The 14,834-nt window shown below is 36.9% G+C and carries 17 protein-coding genes and 1 tRNA gene; 12 read left to right on the top strand and 6 right to left on the bottom strand.

The genetic code is table 11. The features are described from left to right. The first annotated feature begins 29 nt into the window (after positions 1–29). The 8 genes from JOC76_RS15015 to spoVIF all read left to right on the top strand — a co-directional run bounded on the left by JOC76_RS15015 (position 30) and on the right by spoVIF (position 5,962). On the top strand, positions 30–1,889 hold the full coding sequence (locus JOC76_RS15015; RefSeq protein ID WP_205178764.1) for a monovalent cation:proton antiporter family protein: 1,860 nt from the start codon (positions 30–32) through the stop codon (positions 1,887–1,889). A gap of 108 nt (positions 1,890–1,997) precedes the next feature. Beyond that, positions 1,998–2,762, top strand: coding sequence for an enoyl-ACP reductase FabI (fabI, locus tag JOC76_RS15010; protein WP_205178762.1), 765 nt, complete (start codon positions 1,998–2,000; stop codon positions 2,760–2,762). Between the two features lie 226 nt (positions 2,763–2,988). Further along, complete coding sequence (locus JOC76_RS15005; protein ID WP_307784732.1) at positions 2,989–3,426, top strand: YhcN/YlaJ family sporulation lipoprotein; 438 nt, start codon at positions 2,989–2,991, stop codon at positions 3,424–3,426. A 16-nt stretch (positions 3,427–3,442) separates the two neighbouring features. Beyond that, a complete protein-coding gene (gene spoVAC, locus JOC76_RS15000) occupies positions 3,443–3,922 on the top strand; it encodes a stage V sporulation protein AC (protein ID WP_205178758.1) in 480 nt (159 codons plus the stop codon). Continuing rightward, a complete protein-coding gene (spoVAD, locus tag JOC76_RS14995; RefSeq protein WP_205178756.1) occupies positions 3,923–4,948 on the top strand; it encodes a stage V sporulation protein AD in 1,026 nt (341 codons plus the stop codon). A 4-nt stretch (positions 4,949–4,952) separates the two neighbouring features. Continuing rightward, positions 4,953–5,309 carry a stage V sporulation protein AE gene (spoVAE, locus tag JOC76_RS14990; RefSeq protein WP_205178754.1) on the top strand — a complete coding sequence of 119 codons (357 nt, stop codon included), beginning with the start codon at positions 4,953–4,955 and terminating at the stop codon, positions 5,307–5,309. A 107-nt stretch (positions 5,310–5,416) separates the two neighbouring features. Further along, entirely contained in the window at positions 5,417–5,533 is a 117-nt protein-coding gene (locus tag JOC76_RS14985; protein WP_144567498.1) for a YjcZ family sporulation protein, read from the top strand. Between the two features lie 174 nt (positions 5,534–5,707). Further along, complete coding sequence (spoVIF, locus tag JOC76_RS14980; RefSeq protein ID WP_205178753.1) at positions 5,708–5,962, top strand: sporulation-specific transcription regulator SpoVIF; 255 nt, start codon at positions 5,708–5,710, stop codon at positions 5,960–5,962. A 22-nt stretch (positions 5,963–5,984) separates the two neighbouring features. Here spoVIF and JOC76_RS14975 read toward each other — a convergent pair whose 3' ends face one another. The 5 genes from JOC76_RS14975 to JOC76_RS14955 form a co-directional block, all read right to left on the bottom strand. Next, a complete protein-coding gene (locus tag JOC76_RS14975) occupies positions 5,985–8,288 on the bottom strand; it encodes an ATP-dependent helicase (RefSeq protein WP_205178752.1) in 2,304 nt (767 codons plus the stop codon). Between the two features lie 109 nt (positions 8,289–8,397). Further along, positions 8,398–8,844: a GNAT family N-acetyltransferase gene (locus JOC76_RS14970; protein ID WP_205178751.1), complete on the bottom strand. Its 447-nt coding sequence runs from the start codon at positions 8,842–8,844 to the stop codon at positions 8,398–8,400. 6 nt (positions 8,845–8,850) lie between these two features. Beyond that, entirely contained in the window at positions 8,851–9,363 is a 513-nt protein-coding gene (locus tag JOC76_RS14965; protein WP_205178750.1) for a YjcG family protein, read from the bottom strand. 112 nt (positions 9,364–9,475) lie between these two features. Next, positions 9,476–10,198 carry an alpha/beta hydrolase gene (locus JOC76_RS14960; protein WP_205178749.1) on the bottom strand — a complete coding sequence of 241 codons (723 nt, stop codon included), beginning with the start codon at positions 10,196–10,198 and terminating at the stop codon, positions 9,476–9,478. Positions 10,199–10,297: 99 nt separating this feature from the next. Next, entirely contained in the window at positions 10,298–10,522 is a 225-nt protein-coding gene (locus tag JOC76_RS14955; RefSeq protein ID WP_205178748.1) for a hypothetical protein, read from the bottom strand. A 176-nt stretch (positions 10,523–10,698) separates the two neighbouring features. Here JOC76_RS14955 and JOC76_RS14950 point away from each other — a divergent pair. The 3 genes from JOC76_RS14950 to JOC76_RS14940 all read left to right on the top strand — a co-directional run bounded on the left by JOC76_RS14950 (position 10,699) and on the right by JOC76_RS14940 (position 12,795). Next, positions 10,699–10,771: transfer RNA gene (locus tag JOC76_RS14950), tRNA-Val, on the top strand. A gap of 605 nt (positions 10,772–11,376) precedes the next feature. After that, the gene (locus JOC76_RS14945; RefSeq protein ID WP_205178747.1) at positions 11,377–11,733 is read left to right on the top strand and encodes a hypothetical protein; all 357 of its coding nucleotides are present in this window, start codon (positions 11,377–11,379) and stop codon (positions 11,731–11,733) included. Positions 11,734–12,060: 327 nt separating this feature from the next. After that, positions 12,061–12,795, top strand: coding sequence for a cytochrome c biogenesis CcdA family protein (locus JOC76_RS14940; protein ID WP_205178746.1), 735 nt, complete (start codon positions 12,061–12,063; stop codon positions 12,793–12,795). A gap of 72 nt (positions 12,796–12,867) precedes the next feature. Here the strand turns inward: JOC76_RS14940 and JOC76_RS14935 are convergent, their stop codons facing one another. Then, positions 12,868–14,229: a sensor histidine kinase gene (locus JOC76_RS14935; RefSeq protein WP_205178744.1), complete on the bottom strand. Its 1,362-nt coding sequence runs from the start codon at positions 14,227–14,229 to the stop codon at positions 12,868–12,870. A gap of 378 nt (positions 14,230–14,607) precedes the next feature. On the opposite strand from JOC76_RS14935, the gene copZ reads away from it, so the two are divergent. Further along, positions 14,608–14,814: a copper chaperone CopZ gene (gene copZ / locus JOC76_RS14930; RefSeq protein WP_205178743.1), complete on the top strand. Its 207-nt coding sequence runs from the start codon at positions 14,608–14,610 to the stop codon at positions 14,812–14,814. Positions 14,815–14,834 lie beyond the last annotated feature (20 nt).

Below are 14,834 nucleotides of genomic sequence, written 5' to 3'. Positions count from 1 at the left end.
ATACTTAGGTATGAAAGGTGGTTAAAAAAATGGATCAGCATGTTTCTGTTATTTCACTGCTTGTTGTTGTCACGACCGCATTCTTGACCCCCATCCTTCTCCATCGTTTTAAATTAAATTTTATGCCTGTTGTGGTAGCTGAAATCATAATGGGTCTAATCATCGGGAAAAGCGGCTTAAATATGGTGGATGAAGATGCCTGGCTTTCCACACTTTCGACACTAGGATTTATTTTCTTAATGTTTTTAAGCGGGCTTGAAATTGATTTTACCGCATTTAGCGGAAGCAAAAAACGGGAAATTCTTGCGAATGGGAAAAAGGAACCTAATACGTTTGCAACGGCATCATCCATTTTTATTGGAGTTTTTATCTTTTCCTTAGGTCTGTCGTATTTATTTGTGATCGCAGGATTTATCGATAATGCCTTTTTAATGACCCTGATTATCTCGACCATTTCTCTCGGGGTGGTTGTCCCTACGTTAAAGGAAGCCCATTTGATGAAGACTGTAATTGGCCAAATAATTTTACTTGTTGCGGTCATTGCTGATCTTGTCACGATGATTTTATTAGCTGTTTTTGTTTCGGTTTTTGAGGCAGGGCATGGGAATACTTGGCTGCTGTTAATTTTATTTGGTGCTGGTATTATACTTTATTTTATTGGGAAAAAATTTAAAACACGTACCTTCATGGACACATTATCGACTGGAACCGTTCAAATTGGCACTAGGGCTGTTTTTACACTGATTATTGTTTTAGTTGGTTTATCAGAAACCCTTGGGGCAGAGAACATCTTAGGAGCTTTTTTAGCAGGTGTTCTAGTGTCATTATTATCTCCAAACCAGGAACTGCTGCATAAGCTGGATTCCTTTGGGTATGGCTTTTTAATACCAATCTTTTTTGTGATGGTGGGTGTTAAGCTTGATGTTTGGTCGCTTTTTAGTGAAAAAAAGCTACTTTTACTCATACCGCTATTATTAATTGGGTTGCTCTTATCAAAGCTTATTCCTGCCTATCTTTTAAAAATTTGGTATGATACCAAAACGGTTGTTTCATCGGGCTTTTTGCTTACCTCAACGCTCTCACTTGTGATTGCGGCATCCACCATTGGTGAAAGGATGAAAGTCATAACACCACAAATGAGTGGGACCTTAATATTGGTTGCAGTTATCACCTCTATTTTTACACCGATGGTTTTTAAAAAGCTATTTCCGTTTGAGGCGGCGGTAAGTAAAAAGGTTAGTGTTGCATTTTTAGGTGTAAACCAGGTCACCTTATCATTGTCACAAGAATTAAAAGGCGGACTGTATGCTCCAATTCTATACCATACGAAAATGGAAAAATCAGATAAACAGATTGCCGATTCACTGTTTGACATTGTAGAAATCGATGACTATTCAATTGAAACGATAGACAAGGCAGGGGTCTTTCAATCAGAAATTGCCGTGATTTCAACAGGGGATGAAACCATAAATGCAAGTCTGGCTATAGCAGTTAAGGAAAAAGGTGTCCCAAGGGTGATTGCGCGGATCGAAAGCTCGGAAATAGAACAAAGTCTGCGTGAGCATAACATTGAAGTATTCTCTTCCTTCCTTTCGACCAAGACATTGCTGCGGGCATTAATAGAATCTCCAACATTAATAAATATTTTAACCAATCAAGAAACCGGTCTATTTGAAATCATTATGATGAATTCATTTTTTAGTGGAATGCATTTAAGAGAATTTCCATTTACAGGCGATGTTATTTTTGTCCGTATATCAAGAGGGAAGGATTCTATCGTTCCACATGGGGATACGGAATTACTAATGAACGATCGTTTAATCGTAACCGGCTCAAAAGAGTATGTGGATGAATTGAAGCGGAAATTGGAATTTTGTGAGACCTGTTAAAGAGTTTGGAGAAGAATAGTAAGCGCACCTTTTCATTTTTGAAGAATTAGTGTAAAATTAGTACCAAGTACTAATATCATGTAATTATAGTAGGAGGACTATTTTAATATGAATCTTTCTGGAAAAACATTTGTCGTTATGGGTGTCGCAAATAAACGCAGTATTGCTTGGGGAATTGCTCGGTCACTTCACAATGCAGGGGCAAGATTGATTTTTACATATGCAGGAGAAAGAATTGAAAGCAGTGTCCGTGACTTAGCTAATTCCTTAGAAGCTGAAGGAACTTTAGTTCTTCCTTGTGATGTAACAAGTGATGAAGCAATTGCTACCTGTTTTGCAGAAATTAAAGAAGCAGTTGGAACCATTCACGGTTTAGCCCATTGTATCGCATTTGCGAAAACTGAGGATTTAAAAGGTGAATTTGTCAACACATCAAGAGATGGATTCCTGCTTGCACAAAATATCAGTTCCTATTCGTTGACGGCAGTGGCTAAAGAAGCACGTCCACTAATGACGGAAGGTGGCAGTATCGTTACCTTAACTTATTTAGGTGGTGAGCGGGCAGTTCCAAACTATAATGTTATGGGTGTTGCCAAGGCATCATTAGATGCAAGTGTCCGTTACTTGGCTTCTGATCTAGGTAAAGATGGTATTCGTGTTAATTCCATTTCGGCCGGTCCTATACGTACGCTTTCTGCAAAAGCAATTGGAGAATTTAATTCTATTCTAAGTGAGATCGAAGCAAAAGCACCATTACGCAGAACGACTACTCCTGAAGAAGTTGGTGACACTGCTGTGTTCCTATTTAGCGATTTTTCACGCGGAATTACCGGTGAAAACATCCATGTCGATTCTGGGTATCATATTCTTTAATTTTTTGGCCTGCTAGGATTTTAGCAGGCTTTTTAAATATCCTAAGTGACAATTGAAAGTAATGTAAAAAACTGCTGGAAAATCTGGCAGTTTTTTTTTATGTAGGTACTAGTATGAATTCAGTCATAATTTTGTTCTATATCGAAAAAAATAAAGAGGTATTCAAACACTTTACGAGATAAGGAAAGTGAAGCTAATGAAGGGAAGATATTGTTTTATTATATGTGTGTGTTTGTTTTTATTAACCGCATGTACACAAAAACAGCAGGTTAAGGATAGCCAATTGGCATTGATGAAAACGACTGATCCGACTCCGCTAAGTACAGTAAAGAATAAACATAATGACCAAGTGGAGGATATTAAAAGGGATGTAAGTTCTTTACCGGAACTTTATGATGTTGCGGTCGTAAAGGGAGACAAAGATACATTAGTGGTTTATAAGGTAAAGCATCTGCACCGATTTAAGATGAAAAAAATTGAAGCAGATGTAAACAAAATGCTGGAAGAAAAACATCCAAAGGAAAACTTTACTGTTTCGAGCGACTATAAAATCTTTTTGGAAGCCGTCAGGCTGAATGAAAAGATGAAAGAAGGAAAGTTATCCCATTCTAAAGCAGAAAAACGATTAGAGGAAATTGTTAAAATGACGGAGGATATAAAGTAAGAAAGGAAGTGTTAGAATGCCTAGTAAGAAGACGAAAAAAATGACTCCACAACAACAAAACTATCAAACACTTCAGCAAAAACATGAACTTAAGCGTCCTGTTCTTAAAAATTGTCTTAAGGCCTTTTGGGTGGGCGGGCTCATTTGTATGATTGGTCAAGCGGTTAGTTATTTTTACATATATTATTTTAATTTCACTGAGCAGAATGTTGGCAACCCGACTGTTGCTACGATGGTCTTTTTCTCCATGCTATTAACAGGGTTTGGTGTTTATGACCATATCGGGCAATTTGCCGGTGCAGGGAGTGCAGTACCGGTTACCGGCTTCGGTAACTCTGTCATCTCGGCAGCCATTGAACATCGGACTGAAGGATTTGTACTTGGTGTAGGTGGAAATATGTTTAAACTGGCAGGTTCTGTTATTCTGTTCGGCGTATTCTCTGCTTTTGTTGTTGCACTAATTAAGACGCTACTTGTGATGTGGGGGGTTTTGTAATTGTTAAAAGGGCACCAATCATGGGTATTTGACAATCGACCAATGATTACCGCAACTGGGGTAACAGGCGGACCATTCGAAGCTAATGGCAATTTAGCTAATGATTTTGACCTTTTATATGATGATTTATGGATGGGACAAGAATCTTATGAAAAAGCCCATCGATTATTGCTAGAAGAAGCGATTAAAGTAGCATTGAAAAAAGGGAATATCTCTAAAGAGCAAGTTCAGTTTTTATTTGCCGGTGATTTAATGAATCAAATTACCCCGACAAGCTTCGCAGCGAGGACCATGCAGATTCCCTACTTTGGTCTTTTTGGTGCCTGCTCTACATCCATGGAGGGCTTAGCGCTCTCATCTTTTGTCGTCAATTATCGTGGGGCTAACTATGTGTTGACCGGGGCGTCAAGCCATAATTCCGCTGTTGAAAAGCAGTTTCGATACCCTACCGAATACGGCGGGCAAAAACCTCCAACTGCACAATGGACTATAACAGGTGCAGGTGTGGCCCTTGTTGAAACAAATAAGCCTGGTCAAGACCTACCAGTAACAACTTCAGCAACGATTGGAAAAGTAATTGATATGGGCTTGTCGGATCCTTTTAATATGGGCGGTGCCATGGCACCTGCTGCTGCTGATACCATAATTGCTCATTTCCGCGATTTAGAATTAGATCCTTCTTATTATGATTTGATTGTTACGGGTGACCTAGGAAGAATTGGTCATAATACTGCTTTTGAATTAATTAATAAATCTGGATTGAAATTGGAGCAAAAACAGTTCCAGGATTGTGGATTATTGATGTATAAAAATGATCAGCCAGTCCAATCAGGTGGAAGCGGAGCAGGTTGTTCAGCAACTGTTCTATATGGTCATTTACTAAATGAATTGAAAAAGGGTACCTACAGGCGAATATTGGTGGTAGCCACTGGGGCGTTATTATCCCCGCTCAGTTTTCAGCAAAAAGAATCAATTCCATGTATTGCCCATGCGGTTTCAATTGAAATGAATGGAGTAAAGGGGTGAGTCGATGGTCGCGATGTTTTTTTGGGCGTTTGTAGTAGGGGGCATAATCTGTGTAATCGGACAATTATTATTTGATGTAGCGAAGCTTACACCTGGTCATACCATGAGCCTGCTGGTGGTTATTGGAGCAGTCCTTGATGGATTGGGGTTATATGAGCCGCTTGTTGATTTTGCGGGTGCCGGAGCGACCATCCCGATTACGAGCTTTGGAAATTCCCTTGTTCACGGGGCACTCCAGGACGCACAGGCTCATGGGATTATTGGGGTCCTAACAGGGATGTTTCAAATAACGAGCTCAGGTATTTCTGCCGCTATTATTTTTGGTTTTATCGGTGCGCTAATCTTTAAACCAAAAGGATAAAATACTCATTTTTTACCAATTTTCCTAATAGACTGTCATGCCTAGTACACATGGAAAAGTAATTTCATATGTTATTAATGAGATTACCGAAAGCGAGGTGACAGTCTATGTGCTTTGGATACGGCGGCTACGGCTACGGCGGAGGTTTTGGCTACGGTTCCACTTTCGTGCTTATCGTAGTATTATTCATCCTTTTAATCATTGTTGGCGCAAGCTTCTATTAATCAACAATGAAATGGAAGGGGATGGCCTAATAAGGCCAGCCCTTTCTGTCATACATAAGTGTATAACTACGGACAGACTGCGTTAGAAATTTAGGCATTTCATTCCATTTCATCACCTTTTTTCTCCTTCTTCATAAAATGAAAGTAGTTTATGAAGGAGCGTGAAATTTTAACATGGATAATGGGTTTTTTAAGAATATTGAAAAGAAAACTGGCGTTAATATGAAAGATATATTTGATTTAGCGAATTCTTTACAAAATGCCAATTTTAAAGATGAGAAAACAGTTCGAAGTGTCATCCAAAGAGTTTCGCAAATTGCTAATAAAAAGGTCAGCAAAGAGTTGGAAGATCAAATTGTGAAATCGATTGTTAATGATGGCAAACAGCTTGACTTTAATACGATTTCACAAATGATAAATAAAAAATAAAAAGAGGAAAGACCAATTGTTTTTACAAATTGGTCTTCCTCTTTTTATTTATGGGGGCTAAGAATCTGGAGCGATTGGCCTTTTTTCCTCTTCTATAATCTGGAATGGAAATCAAAAGGTGCTCTTTTGCTCTTGTCATGGCTACGTAGAATAATCTTCTTTCTTCTTCAATCGGCTCAATGTCGCCAGCACGGTAGGATTCAAGGGCAAAATCATGAGGCAAACTGCCATCAACAGCACCAAGGATATAAACGGTTTGATATTCCAATCCTTTCGCACGGTGAATCGTGCTTAGTGTGATGGCATCATTGAAATGCCTGCTCATATTCTTAATTTCCCTATTCATAGCTGACATATGTTGAGCGTGTTCAAGTAGCGCTTCAATCGTCGTAAAGCTTTTTGCCGCCACTTTTAAGTCCTTTAAATCATCAGAGCCTTTTTCTAGCTTACTCGACTCATTCCCACGTTTCTTAAGAAAATCAAGAAAACCAATTTCCTTTTCGATCTTTTCAATTGCGATAGATGGAGTTAAATGTTTTAACCCGCGGATGACGGTTACTGCCTTTTTTAATTTTTTTTCTTGAAAGGCATGTGCGGTTTTTAAGTGGGCAAGTGCCTCTAGAAGGGTGCAATCCTCTAAAATGCTGTTCGCCTTTAAGTCTTTCAAAACGGATTGTTTTAAGAATAATAATGGCAATAAGTCGTTCAACGCATTCGGATCGTCTTCATTTAAACTTACTCTTAAAAAGGCAAGGGCGCTTCTAATAATAAAGCGATCGTAAAAAGCCTCGGCATCCTGATCTATTTTAAAAGGCAGATTGGAGGCGGCTAATCTTTCAAAAACAGCCCGCGAGCTGACATTTGTCCGATAAAGAATAGCAAAGTCTCCAGGTTTTGCACCTTTCGAAATTTTTTCCTGGATATCCGTTACAATCATAGTGGCTTCTTCTTCTTCGTCAAAGGGAAAAAACAAATGAGGAAGGATACCCGAAGAATATTGTGCTTCCATGTGTTTGATTCTTCTTTTCTTATTAATTGCAATCATCTGATTGGCGGCACCAACAATTTCTTGTGAAGAGCGATAATTCTGTCCAAGGGTTACTATTTTTGCATTGGGAAAATCCTTTTCAAAATTCAAAAGATAGCTCGGGTCACTGCCCCTAAAGGAATAAATGGCCTGATCATCATCACCAACTGCACACACATTCTGATGCTTGCTGGATAACAGTTTGATTAACTCATATTGAACCCTGTTGATATCTTGAAATTCATCGATTAGAAAGTACTGAAAACGGTTTTGGTAATGTTCTAAAAGAGCTGGGGACGAAGTAAATAGCTGATAACAGCCAATTAACATATCATCAAAATCAAATAGTCCTTCACTCTGTTTATATTCTTCATATTTTTTATATAAAAAGACTGCATTCTCTTCCCAATCAGATAGGGGCTTAACCTCATGTGGCATGAGAAGGGAATTTTTCCAAAAACCAATTTGTTGAAGTGCTAAATCATAAGCAAATTCCTTATCAGACAATTGAAGCTCTTTTCCAGCTTCCTTAAGGATTTTATCCCGCTGCCAATCTTTCTTCAATAATTTATTAGAGGACCAATTGGCAGCATCATGAAACATTAATATGCGATAGAAGATACTATGAAAAGTACCGGTAACAAGCTGGCTGATTTTTCCCCGATGCATATTTGGATAAGATTGGAGACGGTTTTTCATTTCTGCGGCAGCTTTGGAGGTAAAGGTGACAAGCATCATAGAGCTAGGTTCGACTTGTTTCACCTCAAGCATATAGGCAGTTCTTGCTGTAAGCACCCGTGTTTTACCACTGCCTGCTCCCGCCAAGACTAGCAACGAGCCCTCTGTTTCCGTAACGGCTTTTATTTGGCTTTGATCGAGTATGACGCCATTGTCTGCTAGCTGTTGCAAGTAATTAGGCAGCTCTAGCCCTAGTGGTTTGTTAGTGGGAGTAAAAGGAACAGAGTATTCAATTGGTTTGGCAGACTGAAAAGGTTCTAGACCATCTTTGGCAACGGTAACGGTTCGTCCTTGGGGGATTTTAAAACCATTCCGCTCGATAAATGGTGGGGCTTCTTCATCTAAATTTATAATTGGTTCAGGTGTAAGACATTTCTTTTTAGGCGAATGGATATGAAAAAAATGTGGCTCTGGCTGAATTCCGAGAAACAATTTTACTTTTTCATGGCAGGAGGGACATTTAAGTTCACCATTTTTTCCTGCTAAATAGATCTTTTGGTATTGCTCTCGAGCTAATTGCGAGAGTGATATTAGCTGTTGCTGGTAGATAGCTGTTTTCATTTGTTTAAAACCTCTATTTCACGAAAATCACACATGTTCTATCTTAACAAAACCAGCTAGGTTCGAAAAGTGTTTGATGAATTATCCAGAAAAAAGAAACACCTGCCGATTATTCGGCAAGTGCTTCTGAAGGTATTTGTTTAACCATGGTTTTATGAGGTATACCAGCATCCAAAAATTCTTCTGAAACGACTTCATAGCCAAGTCCAGAATAGAAGGGGATAGCGTGGGTTTGAGCATTAAGTTTTAATTTGTGCAGGCCTTTTTCAGAGGCGTATTTTTCAATTTTCTCCATCATTGATTTTCCTGCCCCTGTCTTTCGGGCATCCTGTAGCACACAAATTCTTTCTACTTTCCCATAGCCATCCACTACTCGGAATCTTCCTGCAGCAATAGGATTAGAGGTATCTCCATACATAACAAAATGGACAGCTTCATCCTCATATTGGTCGATTTCCTCTTCAAGCAGGACATTTTGCTCTTCTACGAAAACAGTCTTTCGGACGGAAAAAGCATCTTCGAGTTCATTTTGATTTTCAACGATTTTAGCAGTCATGCTGTATTATTCCTTTCCAAGACGAAATGTTTCATAAACGGTCCAAGAACCATTTTCTAATTGATATAGCAGATGGAAGCGGTCAATTGTTTCCTCATGGTCGATTTTAGTCATCCGTAATGAGCCATAGACATCAGAATGTTCATCATTAGACAGCTTTTGACCAATCGTAATATGGGGGACAAAAGCATATTCTGAATTTTGTTCATTTAATTCACGATTGATATCCGAATGTAAGCTGGTCAATTCATCAGTTGGGTCCACCTTAAAGTATATTACATTATTGGCTGGCTTAAATGAACTAATCTTTGTCGTTTTTAAAGAAAATGGGCTCTTCTTACCAGCGATGATTCGTAATTGATCAGCAAATTGCTTTGCATCTTCTTCTGTTGCTTCAAATGCACTTTTTAAGGTCAAGTGTGGAGGAATAAGAGCATAATGCGGATCGTAGCGCTTACGATAAGAATTAACGATATCTTGAAGCTTTTTGGATGGGAAAATGACAACACCAAATTTCATGCGATTACCTCCATTATGAAATTATTTCGGGAAAGCATAAAAAAACGCTTTCTTGTAATATTATAGCAAATATTCTAACTATATTAAATGAATTAATATTCCTATCGAAATGCTAAAAAAACATTTTGAGCGCACGTTTTAGGTCTGGCTGCCAATAAGTCCATGTATGATTTCCATTATACTCTTCATAAAAATATGTAATAGGTTTCATTTTTATTTCTGTTGCGAGTAATCGATTAGGGCTTATAAAGTCTTTTATTTTTCCATCAGTTGTCGGAACAGCTGTTTCCTGGGTGCCTACCACATGGTAAATCTCCAAAAGTTGTCCCTCTTTAAAGTCTTTTACTAATTTAAGAACTTGCTCATCAACATATGGAGACTGAAGAAGTACTTTTCCGAAGGTATGTGGGTATTGTAACACCGTCATTAATGAAACAGCGGCCCCAAGGGAATCGCCGATTAAGGCCCTAGTAGATCCCATTTGATAGGTTGGAAACTCCTGATCGAGAAATGGTGCCAATTCGTGGGCTAGAAATCGAATATATTGCTGATTTTGATCACCATCAGGATGATACTTTCTCCGACGGTCCTCCACATTTTTATAGGGTACCCCAACAATGATTAAATTTTCAATTTCCTGTTGAAAAAACAGTTCATCTGCTAATCTCCCAATGCGACCTAGTTGAAAATAATCCTTGCCGTCTTGGGCGATTAGCAGCGAGTATTTATATAAGGGTGAAAAGTTAGCAGGCAGATAAATAAGAAGCTGCACTGTCTCTTGTAATTCTGTGCTTTGAAATGAATATTCTTTGATGGTGCCTTTTGGATAATTCATGTAACAGCCTCCCGAGTTTCATGGATACAACTGATTTTATCATAAATGGTACGACATATCTTATGGGAAGATTACGGTTGGTGGGAGGATGGAGTAGGCTTAATGGAGGTATGTTTTATGGAATCGAGATTCCGGCATAACAGATAAAATGTTTTCCCGTTTAAAGGTGCGCATTTGTTTCCGAAGCAAGCAATAGGCACGAATGTGGTCATCGTTGATTTCTTTTACAATGAGTTTTCTTTGGGAAAGCTCTTGGTTTTCAGCAAGATAAATCATCTCAATCGGCATATGCTCTTCAATAGAGCGAATTAAAAGTCCATCCATGGTAATCACTCCTTTTAGTTATATAGTTATATTATAACCGAACGTTAGTTCCTTATTCAAGAAAAAAGCGAACTTATGTTCCGTTAGGTAAAAAAATAATTCAGTTAATTTTAGAGAGAAAACAGTATTGACTTTTTTGAAATTTTGACTATAATTAAATTTGTAACTTAATAGTTGATCTGTTAGCTCAGCTGGGAGAGCGCAACCTTGACAGGGTTGAGGTCGGGGGTTCGAACCCCTCACAGGTCATAACTAGTCCTAACATCTAAATGATGTTAGGACTTTTTCTTTTAATTGGTTAATTACGAATCAATTATAACGCATAAATTCTTTCATTTATTCTGAACATAAAATGGGACGAATAAGGATAGAGGTGTACAGACAATGGCATTATCAATTTTTTGTATATCTAGCGTGGTTATGCATATCAGTTTTTTATGCTATGAAGAAACCATATTCAAAATTGGAGAATTCCGCATTGATTTTCTGCCTATTTATTATTGATCTTAACCGTGGCTGGATAACAATGATGAACTAAAATATATTACATATTCTATAGCACCACTAAATTATACAGCGTATATTGTTTATCGAACATTTATTACACCATTCCTTTTATTAATTGGCATAAATAGTATAGCTAGAACTTCTTCAGTAATAAAAAAAGTTATTGCCATCCTTATTTCTTCCTTTGTTTTCGTTCTCATCAATATTGTTTTACTAAAATTTGATGTGGTCTATTTCCATCAATGGAATTTGATTTATGATTATTTATACTACGTCTTATTACATTTATTAGGATATTTTATTTTATATTGCTACAAATCATTAGTTTTAAAAGGAGAGAAAAATAGATGATTTGGATTGGGCATTTTAGCTTAAGTGAAATATCATTAATTATTTTTAATGTTATCGCCTACGCAGTAATGTTTTTCTTACCGAAAAAACTTAGTAGAGATATAACGTGTATAAGTGTACTTTCAGGTTTAACAACAGGTATGCTGTTTGACATTACAATAGGTGGAGGTATCATAGATTTTTACAGGCAGAATGATACGAATCACTATGAACTATTTGACCTGTTTTATTATTCATTATTTGCACCGTTTGGATATTTTTTTATGTATTTGTACAAGGTCTTACGAATTAATAAAATGGCGTTTAACTATTCAAACACTGACAGGGATCTATTACGTGTTCATTACAAGTAATAAAAGTAGAAAACAGCGATTATTTATACTGATTTCATAGTATTTCTCTATTTTTCATTAATTTTAATTGTAAATTGATTTCTTAAATGTAAAAGAGGGAAACTTGTTCCCTCGTTATATTATTGATATTAAGATTTCAGTTAATTAATGTTGGGATCTTGTGTATATGGCCTAGAGAAACCCCGACTAATGCCCCCTTACAGATTATAAACTTACGTTTGGCTTAAATTAAAGTCTTAGTAAACTTAAATTCTTCAAACCTCCACAATTTCTGCAAATCTTTTATGGTAAGCTATTGCTATTAGAATAGTGTGTAAAGGTGATCATATGTATACTCTATTAAGCCAAATAAGTTCAGTATTAAGTAAACCATTTTTTAGTATGGCAAATAGCTTAGAATCCTGGCCCATTATTTTTGCATTAATTTTGGGGTTGGTAGGAGCACTTGCACCTTGTCAGCTTACAGGAAATATAAGTGCGGTAACACTTTATGGAAATCGTTCCATTCAAAAGAAGATAGCTTGGAAGGATGTTACTTATTTTACCTTAGGAAAAATTGTAGCCTTTTCTTTATTAGGGGTTTTGGTATGGTTGCTAGGAAAAGGGTTTGAACAAAATCTACCATTATACTTTCCTTGGCTAAGGAAGATGATGGGGCCTTTGTTAGTCTTCGTTGGTTTGTTTATGTTAGGCTTAATTAAATTATCGGGAACAATTAATCTATTGAAACTATCAAAAGAATATAAACACGAAAATCCTTTTGCTTCCTTTATGCTAGGACTTAGTTTTTCACTCGCATTCTGTCCTACGATGTTTATCCTGTTTTTGGTTACATTGATGCCAGTTGTGTTGTCTAGTTCCTATGGGTTTATTCTCCCCCCTATATTTGCGCTAGGAACAGCCATTCCATTATTGATCGTTATTTCAATTATTTGGTATCTTGGAGGAAGTGGGATTGTCCTAAAAAAAGGAAGAAAGTTTGGAATGGTTATTCAAAAGATTGCCGGTGCTCTAATGTTACTATTGGGAATTTTTGATACAATCACATATTGGTCTTTATAACAAAGAGACAAAATAAAAACAACGATTCAACCGTTGTTTTTGTTTTGTCTAAGCAATAAAAAATTCACATTTTTATAAGATAATTTTGAAGTAAGTTCCTTTTCCCAGCTCACTTTCAACTGTAATAGTCCCACCATGCGCTTCCACTAATTGCTTGACAATCGCAAGCCCTAATCCAAATCCCCCGGTAGCTCTAGAACGAGATTTTTCCACTCTGTATAAACGGTCAAAGATATAAGGAAGATCCTCTGGTGGAATGCCGATTCCTTGATCCTTAATGGTGATTTCAATTTTTCCATTCTCCTCAGTTGCTCCTATAAAAGTACTGGTATTCTCTTTTGAATATTTAAGACTATTATCTAACAGATTTAATATCACTTGTTCAAAACGGGTAGGGTCGATGTTTATATTAATCGGTTGCTGGCAGTCTAATTTTAGTGTAATTCCTTTATTCATAAAGGCGGGTAAAACCCTTTGATAGATGGAGTTTAAAAAAACGCTCAAATCAATTTGTTCTTTTGATATGGAGAACGTATTTTGATCCAATTTTGCCAGATCGAATAACTCTTTAAGTAAGCGGCTTAAACGTTGTGATTCCTCATGAATTATATCGAGATACTTGAATCTATCAGATTCAGATAACTCCTTCCTTTTAGCAATATCAGCATATCCATTAATATAAGTTAGAGGAGTACGAAGTTCATGAGAAACACTGGCCAAAAATTCGTTTCTCTCTTGTCTTAAATAGTTTAAGTCATTTGCTAGCGTTTGTATGGATTGTGATAGTTCACCAAGCTCATCGTTAGAAGGTCTTGGAAGTGTTACGGAAAAATCCCCTTTACTGAGCTTTTTTGTTGCTTCTTTCATTGAAATAAGAGGCTTTGTTAAGGCCTTAGATAAAAAGAAAACGGTTATGAGCATAAAGATCAGGATTAAACATGAGGCAAAAAGAAAATGTTTGTTCAATTCGGATATTAACTTTTGAACCTCGTCTGTTTTTCTAAACATATACACGTAACCAGCTTTTTTCCCATCCTTATTATTAAATGCTGTCACGGTAGCAATATATTTTTCGTTTTGCCAATCTGGTTGAAGAATTCTACCGTTTCTGGGAAGATTATTAATAGGTTTATCTAATAAGGCCTCCGTATATTGATTGATTTTAGTGGAAGAAGTCAAAATTACTCCTTTATTATTTGTAATCACTACTTCTGTATCAGTCTGTGACTCCATTAAAGCGATGTGATGGAGGGTTGCTGGCTCTGAATTGATTTCTAATACAGCACGGTGACTATTGCCTCTTGCTTGAAGTGCACTTAGCTCCTGGTGGACTTGCGAGTGTACTAATTTATTATGTAAGAAAATCATAGAAAAGGCTTCGATAAAAACGATACAAACAAAAAACCACAAACCTAATTTAATGGATATTTTCATGACGTGCACCTCTTGTTTTGATATAACTATTTTAAATGACAAATGTGAAGAATGTTTGCAGAAATGTGAATAAAGGTTAATTTATCCTTTAAAAAAACACCTTAACAGAGCAGGTTTTCCTTTATCACAGGGACATTTGAATAAATTGTGAAAATCGAATAAAAAAGTGAAGGATTTTTAAGCATGCCTATTTACATAGGGTGGGGGGGTATGGTAAATTTGTGTTAGAGAAGGATGGTAATGACTCATCACGATCCTGTTAACCTGAATCATTCTAATGTGTGGTGGAAAGAATTCTAGATAGCGACCATGAAGGTTGTAGAAGGATTGTTAATACCATACAGAGACTATAAAAAATATTAGTGAGGGAGTATTTAAATGGAAAAAGTAACATTAAATGTTCAAGGAATGTCTTGTGGTCATTGTGTCAAAGCAGTAGAAGGAAGTGTAGGAGCTCTTAAGGGAATCAATTCTGTGAAGGTTGATTTAAAGGCTGCTAAAGTGGATGTTGAGTTTAATAAGCAAGAGGTTTCAATAGATCAAATTAAAGAAACAATTGAAGATCAAGGCTATGATGTGAAATAAATAGTTTGAAAAGACGTGCT

It is taken from the genome of Neobacillus cucumis, assembly GCF_016908975.1.
Classification (GTDB): Bacteria; Bacillota; Bacilli; order Bacillales; family Cytobacillaceae; genus Neobacillus; species Neobacillus cucumis.
This window is presented reverse-complemented; position numbering and strand designations above follow the sequence as displayed.